This window comes from Pseudomonas khorasanensis (assembly GCF_014268505.2).
Classification (GTDB): Bacteria; Pseudomonadota; Gammaproteobacteria; order Pseudomonadales; family Pseudomonadaceae; genus Aquipseudomonas; species Aquipseudomonas khorasanensis.
Genome location: NZ_JABWQP020000003.1, coordinates 324,465 through 342,367, shown reverse-complemented (window position 1 = coordinate 342,367; position 17,903 = coordinate 324,465). Strand labels below are relative to the sequence as shown.

General features: G+C 60.4%; 15 protein-coding genes. 7 read left to right on the top strand and 8 right to left on the bottom strand.

What is annotated here, in order from left to right; translation table 11 throughout:
* The first annotated feature begins 1 nt into the window (after window position 1).
* From glmS to HU727_RS10880, 3 genes are all read left to right on the top strand, one after another.
* Complete coding sequence (glmS, locus tag HU727_RS10890) at window positions 2-1,834, top strand: glutamine--fructose-6-phosphate transaminase (isomerizing) (RefSeq protein ID WP_186531251.1); 1,833 nt, start codon at window positions 2-4, stop codon at window positions 1,832-1,834.
* Between the two features lie 74 nt (window positions 1,835-1,908).
* Window positions 1,909-2,835: a LysR family transcriptional regulator gene (locus HU727_RS10885; protein ID WP_186531249.1), complete on the top strand. Its 927-nt coding sequence runs from the start codon at window positions 1,909-1,911 to the stop codon at window positions 2,833-2,835.
* A gap of 103 nt (window positions 2,836-2,938) precedes the next feature.
* Complete coding sequence (locus tag HU727_RS10880) at window positions 2,939-3,565, top strand: glutathione S-transferase family protein (protein WP_186531247.1); 627 nt, start codon at window positions 2,939-2,941, stop codon at window positions 3,563-3,565.
* A 54-nt stretch (window positions 3,566-3,619) separates the two neighbouring features.
* Here the strand turns inward: HU727_RS10880 and HU727_RS10875 are convergent, their stop codons facing one another.
* The 8 genes from HU727_RS10875 to HU727_RS10840 are packed head-to-tail and all read right to left on the bottom strand — an operon-like array spanning window position 3,620 to window position 12,608.
* Window positions 3,620-4,750 carry a glycosyltransferase family 4 protein gene (locus HU727_RS10875; protein WP_186531245.1) on the bottom strand — a complete coding sequence of 377 codons (1,131 nt, stop codon included), beginning with the start codon at window positions 4,748-4,750 and terminating at the stop codon, window positions 3,620-3,622.
* Window positions 4,751-5,881, bottom strand: a complete 1,131-nt coding sequence (locus tag HU727_RS10870) for a glycosyltransferase family 4 protein (RefSeq protein ID WP_186531243.1) — start codon at window positions 5,879-5,881, stop codon at window positions 4,751-4,753.
* Entirely contained in the window at window positions 5,865-7,232 is a 1,368-nt protein-coding gene (locus HU727_RS10865) for a glycosyltransferase family 4 protein (protein ID WP_186531241.1), read from the bottom strand. The genes HU727_RS10870 and HU727_RS10865 overlap by 17 nt, the downstream gene beginning before the upstream one ends.
* On the bottom strand, window positions 7,229-8,482 hold the full coding sequence (locus HU727_RS10860; protein ID WP_186531239.1) for an ABC transporter ATP-binding protein: 1,254 nt from the start codon (window positions 8,480-8,482) through the stop codon (window positions 7,229-7,231). Before HU727_RS10860 ends, HU727_RS10865 begins: the two co-directional genes overlap by 4 nt.
* Entirely contained in the window at window positions 8,482-9,279 is a 798-nt protein-coding gene (locus tag HU727_RS10855) for an ABC transporter permease (protein ID WP_186531237.1), read from the bottom strand. The genes HU727_RS10860 and HU727_RS10855 overlap by 1 nt, the downstream gene beginning before the upstream one ends.
* The gene (locus tag HU727_RS10850) at window positions 9,280-10,722 is read right to left on the bottom strand and encodes a mannose-1-phosphate guanylyltransferase/mannose-6-phosphate isomerase (protein WP_186531235.1); all 1,443 of its coding nucleotides are present in this window, start codon (window positions 10,720-10,722) and stop codon (window positions 9,280-9,282) included.
* Window positions 10,723-10,725: 3 nt separating this feature from the next.
* A complete protein-coding gene (gmd, locus tag HU727_RS10845) occupies window positions 10,726-11,697 on the bottom strand; it encodes a GDP-mannose 4,6-dehydratase (protein ID WP_186531233.1) in 972 nt (323 codons plus the stop codon).
* Window positions 11,694-12,608 (bottom strand): GDP-mannose 4,6-dehydratase, encoded by a 915-nt coding sequence (locus tag HU727_RS10840; RefSeq protein WP_186531231.1) that lies wholly within the window; start codon window positions 12,606-12,608, stop codon window positions 11,694-11,696. The genes gmd and HU727_RS10840 overlap by 4 nt, the downstream gene beginning before the upstream one ends.
* Window positions 12,609-13,035: 427 nt before the next feature.
* Between HU727_RS10840 and HU727_RS10835 the strand changes: the two genes are divergently transcribed.
* Genes HU727_RS10835 through HU727_RS10820 form a run of 4 tightly spaced genes read left to right on the top strand, consistent with a single transcriptional unit; the run spans window position 13,036 to window position 17,892 of the window.
* Window positions 13,036-14,613, top strand: a complete 1,578-nt coding sequence (locus tag HU727_RS10835) for a glycosyltransferase (RefSeq protein ID WP_186531229.1) — start codon at window positions 13,036-13,038, stop codon at window positions 14,611-14,613.
* Window positions 14,607-15,908: a glycosyltransferase gene (locus HU727_RS10830; RefSeq protein ID WP_186531227.1), complete on the top strand. Its 1,302-nt coding sequence runs from the start codon at window positions 14,607-14,609 to the stop codon at window positions 15,906-15,908. Before HU727_RS10835 ends, HU727_RS10830 begins: the two co-directional genes overlap by 7 nt.
* The gene (locus HU727_RS10825) at window positions 15,905-17,059 is read left to right on the top strand and encodes an acyltransferase family protein (protein ID WP_186531225.1); all 1,155 of its coding nucleotides are present in this window, start codon (window positions 15,905-15,907) and stop codon (window positions 17,057-17,059) included. The genes HU727_RS10830 and HU727_RS10825 overlap by 4 nt, the downstream gene beginning before the upstream one ends.
* Window positions 17,053-17,892, top strand: a complete 840-nt coding sequence (locus HU727_RS10820; protein ID WP_186531223.1) for a class I SAM-dependent methyltransferase — start codon at window positions 17,053-17,055, stop codon at window positions 17,890-17,892. The genes HU727_RS10825 and HU727_RS10820 overlap by 7 nt, the downstream gene beginning before the upstream one ends.
* Window positions 17,893-17,903 lie beyond the last annotated feature (11 nt).

The window sequence follows — 17,903 nt, the reverse complement described above, 5'->3', positions numbered from 1 at the left end:
CATGTGTGGAATTGTTGGCGCGGTGGCTGAACGTAATATCACCGCCATCCTCCTCGAAGGCCTGAAGCGCCTCGAATATCGCGGCTATGACAGCGCCGGTGTGGCCGTCTTTACTAATGACGAAACCCTGGAGCGGATGCGTCGCCCGGGCAAAGTCAGTGAGCTGGAAATGGCACTGGCCGAGCACCCGCTGGTCGGTCGGCTTGGTATCGCCCACACGCGCTGGGCCACCCATGGCGCCCCGTGCGAACGTAACGCCCATCCGCATTTTTCAGGGGATATCGCGGTGGTGCACAACGGCATCATCGAGAACCACGAAGCCCTGCGTGAACAGTTGAAAGCCCTGGGTTACGTCTTCACGTCGGACACCGACACCGAAGTCATCGCCCACCTGCTGACGCACAAGCTCAAGGATCAACCTGACCTGACCGTCGCGCTCAAGGCGACGGTCAAGGAACTGCACGGGGCTTACGGTCTGGCTGTGATCAACGCCAGTCAGCCGGATCGCCTTGTTGCCGCGCGCAGTGGCAGCCCGCTGGTGATCGGGCTGGGTCTGGGCGAAAACTTCCTCGCCTCCGATCAGCTGGCCCTGCGCCAAGTCACTGACCGGTTCATGTATCTGGAAGAGGGCGACATCGCCGAAATTCGCCGCGACAACGTGCAAGTCTGGGATGTGAACGGCCAGGCCGTCGAACGTCAGACCGTGCAGTACACCGACGGTGCCGAAGCTGCTGACAAGGGCGAGTTCCGCCACTACATGCTCAAGGAAATCCACGAGCAACCGACCGTGGTCCAGCGCACCCTTGAAGGTCGCCTGAGCGACAAACAGGTGCTCGTTCAGGCGTTCGGTCCACAAGCGGCAGAGTTGTTCGCCAAAGTGCGCAACGTGCAGATCGTTGCCTGTGGCACCAGCTATCACGCCGGTATGGTTGCCCGTTACTGGCTCGAAGAACTGGCCGGTATTCCCTGCCAGGTCGAAGTCGCCAGCGAGTTCCGCTACCGCAAAGTGGTGGTGCAGCCGGACACGCTGTTTGTGACCATCTCGCAATCCGGCGAAACCGCCGACACCCTGGCGGCCCTGCGCAACGCCAAAGAGCTTGGCTTCCTCGCCAGCCTGGCCATCTGCAACGTCGGCATCAGCTCGCTGGTGCGCGAATCCGACCTGACCTTGCTGACCCAGGCCGGTCGCGAAATCGGCGTCGCATCGACCAAAGCCTTCACCACGCAACTGGTCGGCCTGCTGCTGCTCACCCTGTCGTTAGGCCAGGTACGCGGGAGCTTGGCGGATGGCGTCGAAGCCACATTGGTCGAAGAACTGCGTCGCCTGCCTACCCGCCTCGGCGAAGCGCTGGCGATGGACGGCACGGTGGAGAAGATCGCCGAGCTGTTCGCCGAGAAAAACCACACGCTGTTCCTCGGTCGCGGTGCGCAATTCCCGGTGGCGATGGAGGGGGCCTTGAAGCTCAAGGAAATCTCCTACATCCATGCCGAAGCCTACCCGGCCGGCGAATTGAAGCACGGCCCGCTCGCGCTTGTGGATAACGACATGCCGGTGGTCACCGTCGCGCCAAATAACGAGCTGCTGGAAAAACTCAAATCCAACCTTCAGGAAGTCCGTGCCCGCGGCGGCGAACTGGTCGTGTTTGCTGACGAAAAAGCCGGCATGACCAACGGCGAAGGCACGCACGTCGTGCAGATGCCCCACATCCACGACATTCTTTCGCCGATCCTTTACACGATCCCGCTGCAGCTGCTCTCGTACTACGTCGCTGTGCTCAAGGGCACTGACGTCGATCAGCCGCGTAATCTGGCGAAATCAGTGACAGTGGAATAACTTATCCACAGCTGATCCAACCTTCAACAATCGCAGCCTCGGCTGCGATTGTCGTATCCGCCCCGAGGAATTCCATGGACCGCTTTCAGGAAATGCAGATTTTCGTTGTCGTTGCCCAGGAGCAAGGCTTTTCGGCGGCGGCGCGGCGTCTGGGGTTGTCGGCGGCGAGTGTCACCCGGGCGGTGGCGGCGCTGGAGCAGCACATCGGTACGCAGTTGCTGGTTCGCACCACGCGCACCGTGCATTTGACCGAAGCCGGGCAGCGTTACTGCGATGACTGCCGACGGATTCTCGCTGAGGTGCAAGAGGCCGAGGACTCGGCGGCAGGCAGTCACGCCTTGCCGCGTGGGCAGTTGACGATTACCGCGCCGGTGCTCTTCGGCGATCTTTTCGTAACGCCTGTCATGGCCGACTACTTGTGCCGCTATCCGGACGTTTCGATCAATGCTTTATTGCTGGATCGGGTCGTCAACATGGTCGAGGAGGGCATCGATATCGCGGTGCGCATCGGTGAGTTGCCGGACAGCAATCAGCATGCGATCCGGGTCGGGGAAGTGCGCCGAGTCATTTGCGCTTCGCCGGATTTTCTGGCGAAAAATGGTCGACCTGATCACCCCCAGGCGTTGGCCGGGCTGCCGGTGGTGTCGACGTCGGCGATTGGTCAGCAACGCAGTTGGCCGTTTCTCGACGGTGGCGAACCGCTAGGTGTACGCACTGAACCGCGCCTGACCGTCACGGCCAACCAGGCAGCCATTACCGCAGCCTGCAAAGGACTTGGGCTGACGAGAGTGTTGTCCTATCAAGTGGCGTGCAAAGTTGCGGCGGGCGAACTGGAAATCGTTCTTGCCGAATTTGAATTGCCGCCGCTGCCGATTCATGTGGTGTACCAGGGCGGGCGCAAGGCCCCGGCGCGAATCCGCAGCTTTGTCGATTTTGCAGTCAAAGCACTGCGCGAGCATCCGGCACTGAACACATCTGCGTTATTGCAGCCGCTGAAATAATCGATTGCATCGGCTGGTGATTCTGTTGTTTTCACAATCCGTGGATGATGACTCCATCGGCGCGCTCATCCCGTAGCGAGGCCCAAATCCAGCGGAGTCGACCATGCAAGCGATCAAGCTCTACAACTTTCCCCGTTCCGGCCACGCGCACCGCGTCGAGTTGATGCTGTCCCTGCTGCAACTGCCGACCGAGCTGATTTTCGTTGATCTGGCCAAGGGCGAGCACAAACAGCCGCAATACCTGGCTATCAATAGCTTCGGCCAAGTGCCCGCGATTGATGACGGCGGCGTGGTGCTGGCCGATTCCAACGCGATTCTGGTGTATCTGGCGCAAAAATACGGCAATGGTCGCTGGCTGCCGGCCGACCCTGTAGGTGCAGCCCACGTGCAGCGTTGGTTATCGGCAGCGGCGGGGCCGATTGCGTTTGGCCCGGCGGCAGCACGCCTGATCACGGTGTTCGGTGCGCAACTCAATGCCGAGGAAGTCATTGGCCGCGCGCACAACCTGCTCAAGGTCATGGAGCTTGAATTAGGCAAAACTCCATATCTGGCAGGTGCGGAGCCGACCATCGCGGACGTCTCCGCCTACAGCTACATTGCGCATGCACCGGAGGGAAATGTTTCGCTGGATGACTACGCCAACGTTCGCGCCTGGCTCGCACGCATCGAAGCCTTGCCCGGTTTTGTGGCGATGCCGCGTACTGTTGCGGGCTTGCAGAAAACGGCGTGATACGCGGGCCTTCAGCGGGGCGCGAGTGAATTCGCGTCCTTGCGAAGGCCTCGTTCACGCGTAGGACAGCGCCTTCTCTTCCAGTAATTCCTGATACAGCTCCGTCCACTTGCGACCCATGTCATCGGCTGTGAATAACTGCCGATAACGCGCTTCGGCTTTGATGCCCATGGTGGCGGCGCGGTCGGGGTTTTCCCACAGCGTTCGCATCGCTTCGCGAAATGCCTGCGGATGACTCGGAGGCACCACCAGTCCGGTTTCGTTGTGGATATTGATGTAACTGGTGCCCGTACCGATTTCGCTGGAGATCATCGGTTTGCCGTACATCGCACCTTCGAGCAAAGAAATGCCAAACGCTTCGGAGCGCAGGTGCGAGGGGAACACAATGGCGTAGCTCAATTGCAGCAACGCCACTTTGTCTTCGTCACTCAGACGCCCGAGGAAATGGATATTGCGCAGGCCCAGCGCGGCGGCCTGGGCGTGCAGTTCCTGCTCCAGAGGACCGGCGCCAACGATGACCACCGGATAGTCCACGTCCTTGAGCGCGTCGAGCAGAATGTGCAAACCCTTGTAGTAGCGCATCACGCCGACAAAAAGGAAAAACTTATCCCCAAGCCGCTGGCGCCACCGGCTCATCCGTTCAGCGTCCGGCTGTGGATAACCTGCTTTGTTCAAGCCGTACGGAATGACCCGGGTCTTGTCCTGAAATTGCTGCAACACATCGCTGGTGTGCAGATAGTTCGGTGACGCGGCGACGATACGGTCAGCGCTGGCAAGGAAGCGGTTCATCAGCGGTCGGTAAAGCTTGAGCAAGTGCTTCTGGCGAATGATGTCCGAGTGATAGGTGACCACACTCGGCTTTTTCAGTGCGCTGGCAAAATGCACCAGGTCCATGAAGGGCCACGGGAAGTGGTAGTTGATCACGTCGGCTTCAGCGGCCAGCTCTCGGAACTGCTTGAACACGCTCCAGGAGAACCCGGTCGAAGCAAACTGGATATCCAGCTTTGCCCGATGCACTTCATGCTGACCCAGTTGCACAACAGGCGGTGAAGGGTCCGTGCTGAGCGTCAGAACCTGCGCATCGATGCCGTGATGTGCGCCGCTTTCGCACAATTGGAAGATGACTTGTTCGATGCCACCCACCGAGTCGGGCAGGTACGTTTTGAAAAAATGAAGAACGCGCATTCAACCTCCCATGGCCTGGCGGTAGGCACCGGCCGTGGCCCGTGCACAACGTTCCCAGGAAAAAAGCTTTGCCTGACGCAATCCTGCTTCGCGGCATGCCTGCCAATGCTGTGAGTCGTCAATCAGACGATTCATCGCGTCGCGCAGGCCCTCGGCATCGTCCGCTTCAATATAGTTGCCAGCCGCGCCAGCCACCTCCGGCATCGCCGAAGAGCGGGTGATGACCACCGGGGTGCCGCTGGCCATGGCCTCCAGCACCGGCAGACCAAAACCTTCATACAGCGATGGAAATATCAGTGCGCGGGCGCCTGCCAGCAGTTGCGCCAGTTGCTCATCGGGCAAGTAGCCGAGCAGGCACACGTGGCCGCTCGCCAGGGCTTGGCGCAACGGCTCGTTGAACTGCTCGCGCTGCCAACCGGCCATGCCCGCAATCAACAAAGGAAAGCGCTGACGTACAGCGTCTGGAAGCAGGGCGTGGGCCTGCAGCGCCAGACTCAGGTTCTTGCGCGGCTCCAGGGTGCCAACGCACAGAAAGTATTCCCGCGCTTCGACGGCATGCGCCCTGAGTACGCTCTCGATCTCATGGGGTTCTCGTGGGCGGAAGCGTTCAGCGACGCCCAATGGCGCGACCACCAATCGCTGCGCAGGCAGGCCGAAATACTCTTGCGCCTCGTCGGCGATTGCCTGCGAGTCGGTCAGAATCAGGCTTGCCTGCTGTACGCCAGCTGTCAGGCGACGTTCGATTTCCCTGAGACGAGCGGGCGGCTGGGTTTGCGGAAAATGCAGGTGAGTCAGGTCATGCAAGGTGATCACGGTCGGGCCGTCGAAGGCCAGCGGCCACAGGCTCGGCTCGTGGTACAGGTCGATCCCTCGGCCACGGCCGTGATCAAAACGTTTTTGTTCGAGCCAGCGGCGTGCCTGATAGGCCCCTGGAATCTGCCGCAGCAATGGCGTCATGCGCGAATAGCCGGGCATGGCCGCTTCCGGCAGGGCCGAGCTCCAGCCCCAGCCGTGAAACAGGCTCACGTCGACGTCGGGTTCTTTGCGCAACGCATTGACGAGTCCAGCAACGTAGTGGCCGATGCCGGTGCGCGGTGCCTGCAGGATGCGGGCGTTAAGAGCAATTCGCATGCGGCCTCGCTTGCACGCGCGGCGGCTGCAGGACATTTTGCAGGGCGCGAGTCACCAACTGCTCGCTGGCTTCCCGCCAGCCGATCCAGCGCCAGTCAGCGACATCGCAAACGGCGGGAAACTGCCCGGTGTGCTGATAAGTCTCGATCAAATCGGCGAGGCTTTGTGGATCCTGCAGATCGAAGTAGGCCATGAAGTCGCCGCCAATTTCACGGAACACGGCGATGTCGCTGCCCATCGCCGGCAAGCCGCGCTGCATGGCTTCCACCAACGGCAGACCGAAGCCTTCAACAAACGAGGGGAACACCAGTGCGCTGGCCTGTGCATAAGCGTATTCGAGGCTGGTGTCGCTCAGGTCATTGAACATGAACAGGCGTCGGTTCAGTTCTGCGTGATTGCGCACTCGGGCGAGCAGGGCGTCGCACTTCCAGCCGACTCGCCCGGCGATACACAGCCGGGCCGTCGAACCGGCGGCCCAGGCGCATTCGAAGGCGTCGAGCAGGTACGCATGGTTCTTGCGCGGCTCGATGGTGCTGACCATCAGGAAAACCGCCTCGGGCGTTGCGAACAGATCCTTCAAGCGTGGTTCGACCGTTGCCGTGTCGTTATGCAGATCGAGCTCAGACCCCAAATGAAAGAAATCGAACCAGCGCTTATCCGCTTGCCCGGCACCGATTCTGCGCTGCAACTCGTCACGCACCTGATCGCGCACTGTGGCGGAAATTGCCATGTAGCCGTCGGCCGTGCGGGTGATCCAGTCGAACCATTCGTTGAAGACTTCGACCAGACGCGTGTCGTAGAACTGCGGATGAGTCAGTGGAATCAGGTCGTAGATCACCGCAATCACGCCGACGCCGTCGCGTTTGAGCTGTTCGACATGGGCAAAAAAATCCGAGTGCCAGGATGAGTCCAGGAGCACCATTTGATCGCCCGGCTGGTGTTGCAACGGGGAACAGCGTTTGAGCAACTGCCGGCGGTTGATCCGTCGAATCAGGCGAATCGGCAGGCCGAACGCTGCAAACTGGGTCAACCGATAGCCCACATAGAGCAATCGTCTCGCCAGTTTTGAAACGCATTGCGCATCGCGCCGCTGATGCCACTGCCAGAAGCGGTGGGCGAGGCGCTCCAGGCGCTCACCGAGCGTTTCCAACGTATTCCAGAACGGTGTATCGAACGGCGCCAGCCGCAGCACGCGATAAAGTTGGCCGCTGATGACCACCACCGGCATGCATTCGATGCCTTCAGCACTGGCGGGCAACTGCTTGATGACGTTGCGCACCACGCGTTGAATGCCCGAATTGACCGCCGGGTGTTTGAACACATGGGTGCATTCGACCAGCAGGCGGGTCATGGCGCGCGCTCGACAGTCCGGGCCTCGGTGTCGCGGGTGATGGTGGTTCTGGCGCCCAGCCATGCACAGCCGACGAAGTCTTCCTGGCGGCTGTTGACCACGTGGAACACCAGCCCGTAGTCACGCCATTCGAAGTTTCGATCCAGATGCGAATCCAGGCGCGACAGGCTCAGGGACACTGAATAGTTACCTTTGCCCAGGCCCATGACGAAGGCGAAGCGGTAGGTGAAACGCTCGCCGGCGTGCAGGTCCGTTAACGCCTTGTCCAACCGATGAGTGTTGATGCCGTACATCATCTGGCCGAGGCGATCCTTGAGGATAAAGCCCAGCACCAGCCGTTCGATGTCCTTGCGCACCTCGACCTGTACTTCGAGCACCACCGGTTGGCCGACTTCGACCGCGTCAATGCTGCGCTCGTTTTCATCAAGCAGACGTACGTTCAGAATCGCTGCTTCGCCGGTGCCGGACACTGTTTGCACCTCACCACCGGCGAGCCTTTCCTGGCGCACAACCTGGCCTTCACGTTCGGCCATGAGCGCGTTGTAATAATCGAGCACTGGTTCCGGTTTGCCGCGCATGGCCATGCGGCCATCCTTTAGCAGGATCGCCGAGTCGCAGATCGACTGAATTGCCGAGCGGTCGTGGGAAACGATCAGCAACGTGGTGCCGGCTTTGCGGAAGCTGCGGATGCGTTCGAAGCTCTTGTGCTGGAAGTACGCATCGCCCACCGACAAGGCTTCGTCGACGATGAGGATGTCCGGGCGCCGGGCCGTGGCGACGCTGAACGCCAGGCGCATCTGCATGCCACTGGAATAGGTGCGGACTGGGTGGTCGATGGCATCGCCGATTTCGGCGAAGTGCTCGATGTCGGGCATCAGCGCTTCGATCTCTTCGAGCTGCATGCCCAGCAATTGACCTGCCATGATCGCATTCTGGCGACCGGTGAAATCCGGGTGAAAGCCCATACCCAATTCCAGCAGGGCGGCGACGCGCCCCTGCAGTTCGATCTTGCCGCAGGTGGGTTGGGTGGTGCCGGTGATCATTTTCAGCAAGGTGCTTTTGCCCGCGCCGTTGGCGCCGACGATGCCCACCGCTTCTCCGGGGGCGATCTCGAATTCGACGTCTTGCAGCACCCAGTGCTGGTGATGACGGATCGGCGAAAAAGGAATCAGCCACTCGGCCAGTCGAGCCCAGCGATTGGGGTATTGTTTATAGGCCTTGCCCAGGCCGGTGACGCGAATATGTCCCATCAGAGTTCATCCACCATTTCACCGACGCGCTGGCGAAACAGGCGCAAGCCGATCAGACAAAACACCACGCCCGTGATGAAAATCGGCAACAGCGAAGTCCAGACCGGCCACTGACCGTAGAGAAACAGATTCTGATAGCTGCCGAAGAGGCTCGTCAGCGGGTTGAGTTGCAGCAGACGCTGTACCCATTCCGGCAGGATCGTGATCGGATAGACGATCGGCGTCAGCCAGAACCAGAACTGCAAACAAATGCCGAACAACTGACCGACATCGCGGAAGAACACATTCAGTACGCCGAGAACCATCCCCAGCCCGGCGCAGAACATCATTTGCAAAGCAATCAGCGGAATAAGCCCCAGCAGGGCCATCCCCGGCCAGCGTCCGGTCACCAGCAGAAAACCGAGAAACAACGTGATGATGATCGCGAAATTGATTCCTGCGTTGATTAGTACGATCACCGGCAGGCAGATCCTCGGGAAGCTGATTTTCTTCAGCAGGTTGGCGTTCTCGAGAAACATGTTCTGGCTGCGCAGGGTCATTTCCGAAAACAGTCCCCAGGCGAGCAGGCCGGCACACAGGTAGACGCTGTAGGCCATGCTGTCGTCCACACCCGGCAGGCGCGCGCGCATGATGTGCGAAAAGATCACTGTGTAAACGACGATCATCGACAGCGGGTTGAAGATCGGCCACAGCGCGCCGAACAGTGAATTGCGATAACGCGCTTGAAACTCTCGCTGCACGCTGCCGAGGATGAATCCACGGTAGCTGCGCAGCGAGCGATACAGGGAAAGCAGCATTCAAACCGTCCTGCCGTATTGATCTTCGAAGCGAACGATATCGTCCTCTCCCAGGTATTCGCCGCTTTGCACTTCGATGATCACCAGATCAATCACGCCTGGGTTTTCCAGGCGATGCTTGTGGCCGGCGGCAATGAACGTCGATTCATTTTTCGCCACCAGCGTGGTGCCGGAGCCGTTATTGGTGACCTTGGCCATGCCTTCGACCACGACCCAGTGTTCGTTGCGGTGATGATGCATTTGCAGCGACAGCTTGCCACCGGGCTTGACCACGATGCGTTTGATCTTGAAGCGTGGGCCTTCCTCGAGCACGGTGTAGGTGCCCCACGGTCGGCTGACCGTACGGTGCAAGCGATAGGCTTCGTGGGATTTGTCCTTGAGTTGCTTGGCCACGCGCCGTACGTCCTGCGCCCGGTCGGCATGGGCGACCAGCACCGCGTCGGCAGTGTCGATGACGATCAGGTTATCCACACCCACCATCGCCACCAGCCTGCCCTCGCTCTGCACGAAGTTATTGTGGCTGTCGATGAAGATGGCTTCGCCGCTGGCGCGGTTATTGTCGGCATCGGCAGGAATCAGCGCAGCGACCGCGCTCCACGATCCAATGTCACTCCAGTCGAATCCGGCGGGCACCACGACGACTTTTTCCGAGCGTTCCATCAGCGCGTAGTCGATGGAAATGTCGGTGATCTCGGCGAACAGTGCTGCCGACAGCTCCTGTTGCAGACAGCCCGCGGTTTCGATCGGCGCGCTGGCGGCCAGGCAAGCGCGGGTCTGCTCCAGCAGCTCGGGTGCGTGCAGTTGCAGCTCGGCGATCAGGGTTGCGGTGGTAAAACAGAACATCCCCGAGTTCCACAGGAAGTTACCGCTTTCCAGATAATGCGTGGCGGTTTGCAGGTCGGGTTTCTCGACGAAGCGCTGCACCTTGGCCGCGCCGATGGCGTCCAGCGGCGCACCGGTCTCGATGTAGCCGAAGCCGGTTTCCGGCGCGGTCGGGGCCACGCCGAACGTCACCAGATAACCGTCCTTCGCCAGGCTCACGGCATGCTCGACGGCACTTTTCAGTGCATCCTGATCGACAATCAGGTGATCCGCCGGCATCACCACCATGATTGCGTCGTCGCCATGCAGCGCCTGCAACGACAGCGCGGCCGCCGCGATCGCTGGCGCGGTGTTGCGTCCGGTCGGCTCCAGCAGAAAGTGCCCGCGATGACGCGACACTTGAGCCGCGCAGTAGTGATCCTTGCTTTGGAAGTAGTACTCGCGGTTAGTCACTGTGACGATGTCGCCCCAGCCATCAAGCAGCGCAGCGGCTCGCTGGTAGGTCTTGCCGAGCAACGACTGCCCGTCGGGCAGGGTCATGAACGGTTTTGGGTGGCCTTCGCGCGATACCGGCCACAAACGGGTACCGGCACCGCCGGACAAAATCACAGGAATCAGCATGGCCTACTCCTTGGCGACGCGTTTCATGTCCGCATCCATCATCATGCGGATCAAGGTATCCAGGTCGGTTTTCGGCTTCCAGCCCAGCACACGCTGGGCCTTGGCCGGGTTACCGAGCAGCACTTCGACTTCGGCCGGACGGAAAAACGCCGGGTCGATCTTCACGTAATCACGGTAGTTGAGGCCGACGTGATCGAAGGCGATGTGGCACATTTCGCGCACGGTGGTGGTGACCCCCGTGGCGACCACGAAGTCGTCCGGCTTGTCCTGTTGCAGCATCAGCCACATGGCTTCGACGTAATCGCCGGCAAAACCCCAATCGCGCTTGGCGTCGATGTTGCCCAGGGCGAGCTCCTGCTGTTTGCCCTGTTTGATGCGGGCGGCCGCATCGGTCACTTTGCGAGTGACGAATTCGATGCCGCGCAGCGGTGATTCATGATTGAACAGGATGCCGCTGCTGGCGTGCAGGTTGAAGCTTTCCCGGTAGTTGACGGTAATCCAGTGCCCGTACAACTTGGCCACCCCGTAAGGGCTGCGCGGATAGAACGGCGTGTTTTCATCCTGTTGCTCAGCCTGAATCAGACCAAACATTTCGCTGGTCGAAGCCTGATAAAAGCGCGTATGCGGGCTGAACTGGCGAATCGCTTCAAGCAGATGCGTGACGCCCAGACCATCGACGATGCCAGTGGTCACCGGTTGATCCCAGGACGCGGCGACAAAACTCTGTGCGGCAAGGTTATACACCTCGTCCGGTGCCGATTTGATCACCGCGCGCTGTACCGAGCAGGCGTCAGCCATGTCACCGTCGAGGTAGACAATATCGGCTTCGACACCCATCTCGCGCAGGCGCCAGCGCGAATCGCTGCTGCGCCGGGCGACGAGGCCGTGAACCTTGTAGCCCTTGTCCAGCAGCAGTTTGGCCAGATAGGCGCCGTCCTGGCCCGTGATTCCGGTAATCAGTGCACTTTTTGTCATTCTTGTCGTACTCGCGTCTCCCAGTCGGACAGGATCGCCCGCAGGGATTGTTGTGTGGTGGTGGCTGGCGCCCATCCTGTGGCGTTGGCCAGTTTTGCATGGCTGCCGCAAACGCGGCGCTGGTCGGCGCGGCGCATGCGCGCCGGGTCCTGAATCAGTTGCACATCGACTTCGGCCAGATCGGCCAATTGCTCGATCAGGCTGCGGATGCTTTGCTCGCGACCCGAGCAAATGTTGTAAACCTGCCCCGGTGTGCCGTTTTCCAGCAGCGCGAAGTACGCCGAAATCACATCGCCGACGTCGAGAAAATCCCGCGTCACGTCGATATCGCCGACTTGCAGTTGCGCCGCTTGCAGGCCTTGTTTGATTCGGCAGATCTGCCGGGCTGCGCTGGCGATCACGAAGCTGTCTTTCTGCGCCGTGCCGATGTGGTTGAAGGGGCGGGCGACCAGTATCGGCCAGGCTTCGCTCAAGCCCCATTGCAGGCTGAGAAATTCTGCCGAGAGTTTGCTCACCGCATAAGGGTTGCGCGGCAGCGGCGGTTGTTGCTCGGTGATCGGCAAACTCTGTTCGCCGACCTGACCGTAGACATCGCCGGAGCTGACGTACACAAAGGTGCCAGTGAAGCCACGCGCCTTGAGGGCCTGCAACAGATTGAGCGTGCCGAAAAGATTGATGTCGAGGGTGCGCGCCGGGTCACGAAAGGCTTCCGGCACGAACGTCTGGCCGGCCAGATGAATGACAGCATCCGGCAATTCTGGCCAAAGGTCAGCGAGACTGGCGGCGTCCGTGAGGTCGTAGCTCGAAGCAGCAGGGAGCAGCGTCCATGACGAACCCGGCGAAGCCAGGCGAGACCGAATGTGTTGTCCCACGAAACCGGTGAGGCCCGTGATGAACAGACGTTTTTTCAAAAAGCGACCCCTTGGTCCAGGACTTGCGCCTCTTTTCCCACACGCTATGTGGAAAAGCCTTTCAGACCGGAGGAAATATCCCGGAAAACGGTCGGCGAAGTCGTTGTTGTAGTTATTTGGTTGCCAATCTGTGCCAATTGCTCGGCAATTTCAACTGGGCAAATCGTGACCGGTGAGTTCTCGTCAGCTTAGCCGATTTATTCTTGCCGGGCGGTTCCCGGAGTCGCGATGGATGTGTTTAGAATGGCCTTCGTCGCGAGCTGACCGGTTGTTTTCAGGGAGCCGTGGCGCCGAGTGAAACTGACCACTAAAACAAGAACGAAGACGTGCCCGATGATGAAGGACGAGTGCTGGCTCTGCTGGCCCGATCCGACGCCCGGCCGTCATAGCATGAAGTAGCCGGGATGGCGCTTCATCGTGGGATGCCATGAATTTCATTCTTTATTCGGACGTCAACGACAGCTCCATCAGCGCCAGTCTCGGGCGTCCGGAATACAGCTACTATTTTGTACTCAAAGCCTATCACCCTGTGCTGGAAAGCCTGGGGCGCGTGCACGTGGCAGCGTCTGTCGCAGATGTCGACGTGCTCTACCGGCAACTGCTCGCCGCTGGCGAAGACAGTGTGTTTCTGTCATTCACCCCGCCGCAGAAGACCCCGGTTGACCTCCAATGCCCGACGATTTGCGTGGTGGCATGGGAGTTCGATTCAATCCCTGACGAGGAATGGGATAGCGACCCGCGTCAGGACTGGACACAGATGCTGGCGCGCCATGGTCGGGTCATTACCCTGTCCAGCCATACGGCGAACGCCATCCGCCGCGCCATGGGCGAAGCGTTTCCGGTGCTGGTCCTGCCAACCCCTTTGTGGGAAAGCTTCGCGGCGATTCGTCAGCAACAGCTGCCGACGCCGGTCAATCCGGGAACCACGCTGGCAATCAAGGGCTGCATTTTCGATAGCCGGACGCTGGGCCTGTCGGCCGATGCCCTGATTCCTGTTCCGTTGACGCCCGAAGAAGAGGCCGTGCTGGCGGCTGAACTCGAGGCCGCCCGACCACCAGCCCTGACCCTCAAGCGGCGTTTCGTCATCGCCAGGCACTACCTGCGCCTGTGGTTACTGGACGCGGGTCGTCAGCAAATCGAGCCGGTGCCACGGGTGAAGTTCCTGTCCAACTGGTATTGGGAAGGGGTTCGCGATCTGTTGCCCGACGCCGTTCATGATTGGCTCGAGCGACGACTGCGGGCCATTTGCGCTGCGCAACCGCTGCCAGTGGCCGAGCCAGTGCCGCTCAATCTGCCGGACACCTCATCGGTGGTCGAAACCCGGGTCGACGGGGTGATCTACGTCAGCGTGTTCAACCCCAGGGACGGCCGCAAGAACTGGCATCAACTGATCACCGCGTTCTGCTGGGCGTTTCGTGAAACGAGCGACGCGACGCTGGTGTTGAAACTCACTCAAAACGACCTGGCGCTTTACTACAGCGAACTGATGACCTTGCTCGCCCAGCTCACGCCGTTCGCCTGTCGTGTGGTGGTCATGCACGGCTACCTTGATGACGCGCAGTACGCGCGGCTCTATCAGGCGGCGAGTTTTTACGTCAACGCTTCGCGCTGTGAAGGTCTGTGCCTGCCCTTGATGGAATTCATGTGCAGCGGCAAACCGGCGATCGCTCCGGATCACACGGCGATGCAGGACTATATCGATGACTCGGTGGCCTTCGTGGTCAAGTCCAGCGAAGAGCCTGCCATCTGGCCGCAGGACAGCCGCCTGATCTATCGCACGCTGCGTCACCGGCCTGACTGGGGCTCGCTGAAAAGTGCCTACGAACGCAGTTACCGCATGGCCACGACGCAGCCGCTGGATTACCGCCGGATGTCGGAAGCGGCGATCGAGCGCATGCAGCACTATTGCGGTTTCAGCGAGGTGCAAATGCGCCTGTCGAACTTCTTCGAACCCTTGCCGAAGGTCACGGATGTCGCGTCCGCGACGGATAACGCCTCATGCTGATCATCATTCATTCGGAAACCAACCAACACACCATTGCGCAGAATCTGGGGCGCTCGGAATACAGCTATTATTTCGTGCTCAAGGAATATCGCCCGGTGCTTGAGCGTCTCGGTCGCGTCGTGGAGGTGAGCGATCCGCAAACCGAGGTCGATCCGCTTTATCTGGAGTGTCTGGGGCGCGGTGAGCCGTGTGTATTCCTGTCGTTCTCGCCGCCCCATCGCACGCCGGTGCACCTGGCGTGCCCGACATTGCCAGTGTTCGCCTGGGAATTCAGCACCATCCCCGACGAGGCCTTCGACGGCGAGCCGCGAAACGACTGGCGCAGCGTATTGCATGCCTGCGGTGCGGCGGTCACCCATTCCAGCTATACAGTAAATGCCGTGCGTGAGGCGATGGGCGCCGGTTACCCGATCGTGGCCGTACCCGCGCCGGTCTGGGACCGATTTGCAGCCCGTGGCGCGCAATTGCCCGAGCGGCCGTTGTCCGATGCCTACAGCCTGACGATCAAAGGTCTGGTGGCCGACAGTCGTACGCTCAACCTGAACGCGTTTGGCCCGGCTGACTTGCGCAGCGGCGACGGCATCGACTTCGCGTCGCCGGTCAGCGAGCAGACGCTCGTGCTTGACGGTGTTATCTATACCTCGGTGTTCAATCCCGGTGACGGGCGCAAGAACTGGGAAGACATGCTCAGCGCATTCTGTGTGTGCTTTCGTGATGTAGAAGACGCGACGCTGGTGCTCAAACTGACTCACCATGACGCCGAAGAAGCGCTCAGCGACATTCTTCATCACTTGTACAAGAACCAGTCGTACCGCTGCCGCATCGTTCTGGTCTACGGCTACCTCGCCGACCCGGACTACGAGCAACTGGTGCAGGCCACGCGTTACGTGGTCAACACTTCTTACGGTGAAGGTCAGTGCCTGCCGTTGATGGAATTCATGTCCTGCGGCAAGCCGGCGGTGGCACCGCGGACCACGGCGATGATCGATTACCTGAGCGCCGACAATGCCTTTCTGATCGAGTCCACCGACGAGCTGACAGCCTGGCCCCACGACCCGCGCAAAGCATTTCGAACCCTGCGTTATGTGACCAACTGGACCTCGTTGTGCGAGGCCTACCGGGCCAGCTACGACGTCGCGAAAAACCAGCCGCAACGCTATGCCCGGATGTCGGCGCAAGCGGTCAGCAGTCTGCAGGCATTCTGCAGTCAGGCCGTGGCCGAACAGCGCTTGCGAGCGTTTCTGACGCAACTGTTCGAGCGGCTAGCGGCTGCCCTGGAAGCCCCCGAAGCATGAACGACAAGCGGATCATGGACATCGAAATCCTGCGTGCGCTCGCGGTGCTCGGGGTGTTGTTCCATCATTTGCAGGGCAGCCTGTTCACCGACCCGGTACCGTCGCTGACCCGTATTCACGAGTGGGTGCAGACGTGGTGGGGCGTCGATCTGTTTTTTGCGATCTCCGGTTTTGTCATCGCCCGGAGCCTGATCCCGGCGCTGCAAGGCTGCACGACTCGCCCGGAGCGCTGGCAGAAAGTCCGCCATTTCTGGCTACGCCGGGCCTTTCGCCTGCTGCCCTCGGCCTGGCTGTGGCTGGCGCTGATCCTGCTCGCCTGCCTTTTTTTCAACCGTTCCGGGGCGTTCGGTACGCTGTCCGCCAACCTGCAGGCCACCTTGGCCGGGGTGCTGCAATATGCCAATTTCCGCTTTGCCGACAGCTTCTTCCAATACGAGTACGGCAGTAGTTTCGTCTACTGGAGCCTGGCGCTGGAGGAACAGTTTTATCTGCTGTTTCCGCTGTTGATTCTGCTGTTTCGCCGGCGTCTGGTCTGGGCATTGCTGGCGTTGGTCGCGGTGCAGGCTCTGACTCTGCGCACACCGCTGCTGATGGTGGTGCGCACCGACGCAATCGCCCTTGGCGTGTTGTTGGCAATGTGGAGTGCGCAGCCGGATTATCAACGCTGGCAGCCGACGTTCCTGCGTCGACCGTGGCTTGGAATTTCAGTGTTGATTGTTATTGGCGTGCTGTTGAGCTTCCTGGCCACCGACCGTTTTACCCTTACTCATTACCGAATCGGTTCGATCGCCGTGCTCAGCGCATTGCTGGTGTGGGTCGCCTCGTACAACCGTGACTACCTGATGCCCGCCGGTCCATTGCAACGGCTGCTGGCATGGATCGGCAGCCGTTCGTACGGTATTTATCTGATCCACATTCCGGCCTACTTGCTGGTGCGCGAACTGATTTTTCGTTTACAGGGCAGCGGCCTGCCGAGCCCGGCCGGGCATCCAATCCTTACGGTGATGATTGCCCTGGGCCTGATTGTGATCTTCAGCGAACTCAATTACCGCCTGATCGAAATGCCGATGCGCAATCGCGGTGCCGCGCTGGTCAGGCGCCTCAGTATTTCCCGAACTGCTGTTACCTCACCCGGAGCCACCTCATGCTGAGCTTTTTGAAGAAACTCTCGGCGGCGACGCCTGCGCAAGCGGCGGTGGAACCTGTCGTTGCGGCCGCCGACAAAGCCGATCCGTACCAGCTTGGCCTCTACGATGCGAAGCTCAGCGGCTGGTTCAACCAGGAAACTCACGAGCTGTTCAAAGGGTTCGTGGTGACCGCCGATGACACCGTACTTGACGTCGGTTGCGGCGATGGCGGCAACGTGCACTTCTGCGGTATGCGCGGGGCAAAGATCATTCTTGCGGACATCGACGCATCCAAGGTCGAAGCCACGCGCCAGCGTCTGCGTGACACCCCGGCGCGGGATATCGAGAGTCATGTCACCGACTGCAACCCGCTGCCGATTGCCGACGCCACGGCGACGCGCGTGGTCTGCACCGAAGTCATCGAGCACGTCGACGATCCGGCGCAGTTTCTCGCCGAGCTGGTGCGGGTCGGCAAGCCGGGTGCGTTATATCTGCTGAGCGTGCCGCATCCGAGCTCCGAAGACCTGCAAAAGGACATCGCCGCTCCCGAATACTTCCAGAAACCCAACCACATTCGCGTCATCAGCGAAGAACAATTCAAGTCGATGGTCAGCGAGGCCGGGCTGGAGGTCATCAGCCATAGCCAGTACGGCTTTTACTGGTCGATGTGGATGTTGCTGTTCTGGGAAGCCAAGGTCGACTTGAGCAACCCCGCTCATCCGATGCTCGAACACTGGGCCAATACCTGGCAAGCGGTGCTGGACTCACCGCGCGGCGCGCAGATCAAACAGGCGCTGGATGCGGTGGTGGCGAAGAGTCAGGTAATCATCGCGCGCAAACCTGCGGCATCCCTCTAGCAACTGCGGCA

Bases quoted from the DNA above. Each gene is read 5' to 3' on its own strand.
- HU727_RS10870 (WP_186531243.1), bottom strand. From the start codon at position 5,881: ATGCGAATTGCTCTTAACGCCCGCATCCTGCAGGCACCGCGCACCGGC.
- HU727_RS10865 (WP_186531241.1), bottom strand. From the start codon at position 7,232: ATGACCCGCCTGCTGGTCGAATGCACCCATGTGTTCAAACACCCGGCG.
- HU727_RS10835 (WP_186531229.1), top strand. From the start codon at position 13,036: ATGAATTTCATTCTTTATTCGGACGTCAACGACAGCTCCATCAGCGCC.
- HU727_RS10860 (WP_186531239.1), bottom strand. From the start codon at position 8,482: ATGGGACATATTCGCGTCACCGGCCTGGGCAAGGCCTATAAACAATAC.
- HU727_RS10880 (WP_186531247.1), top strand. From the start codon at position 2,939: ATGCAAGCGATCAAGCTCTACAACTTTCCCCGTTCCGGCCACGCGCAC.
- HU727_RS10825 (WP_186531225.1), top strand. From the start codon at position 15,905: ATGAACGACAAGCGGATCATGGACATCGAAATCCTGCGTGCGCTCGCG.
- HU727_RS10850 (WP_186531235.1), bottom strand. From the start codon at position 10,722: ATGCTGATTCCTGTGATTTTGTCCGGCGGTGCCGGTACCCGTTTGTGG.
- gmd (WP_186531233.1), bottom strand. From the start codon at position 11,697: ATGACAAAAAGTGCACTGATTACCGGAATCACGGGCCAGGACGGCGCC.
- HU727_RS10875 (WP_186531245.1), bottom strand. From the start codon at position 4,750: ATGCGCGTTCTTCATTTTTTCAAAACGTACCTGCCCGACTCGGTGGGT.
- HU727_RS10885 (WP_186531249.1), top strand. From the start codon at position 1,909: ATGGACCGCTTTCAGGAAATGCAGATTTTCGTTGTCGTTGCCCAGGAG.
- HU727_RS10855 (WP_186531237.1), bottom strand. From the start codon at position 9,279: ATGCTGCTTTCCCTGTATCGCTCGCTGCGCAGCTACCGTGGATTCATC.
- glmS (WP_186531251.1), top strand. From the start codon at position 2: ATGTGTGGAATTGTTGGCGCGGTGGCTGAACGTAATATCACCGCCATC.
- HU727_RS10830 (WP_186531227.1), top strand. From the start codon at position 14,607: ATGCTGATCATCATTCATTCGGAAACCAACCAACACACCATTGCGCAG.
- HU727_RS10820 (WP_186531223.1), top strand. From the start codon at position 17,053: ATGCTGAGCTTTTTGAAGAAACTCTCGGCGGCGACGCCTGCGCAAGCG.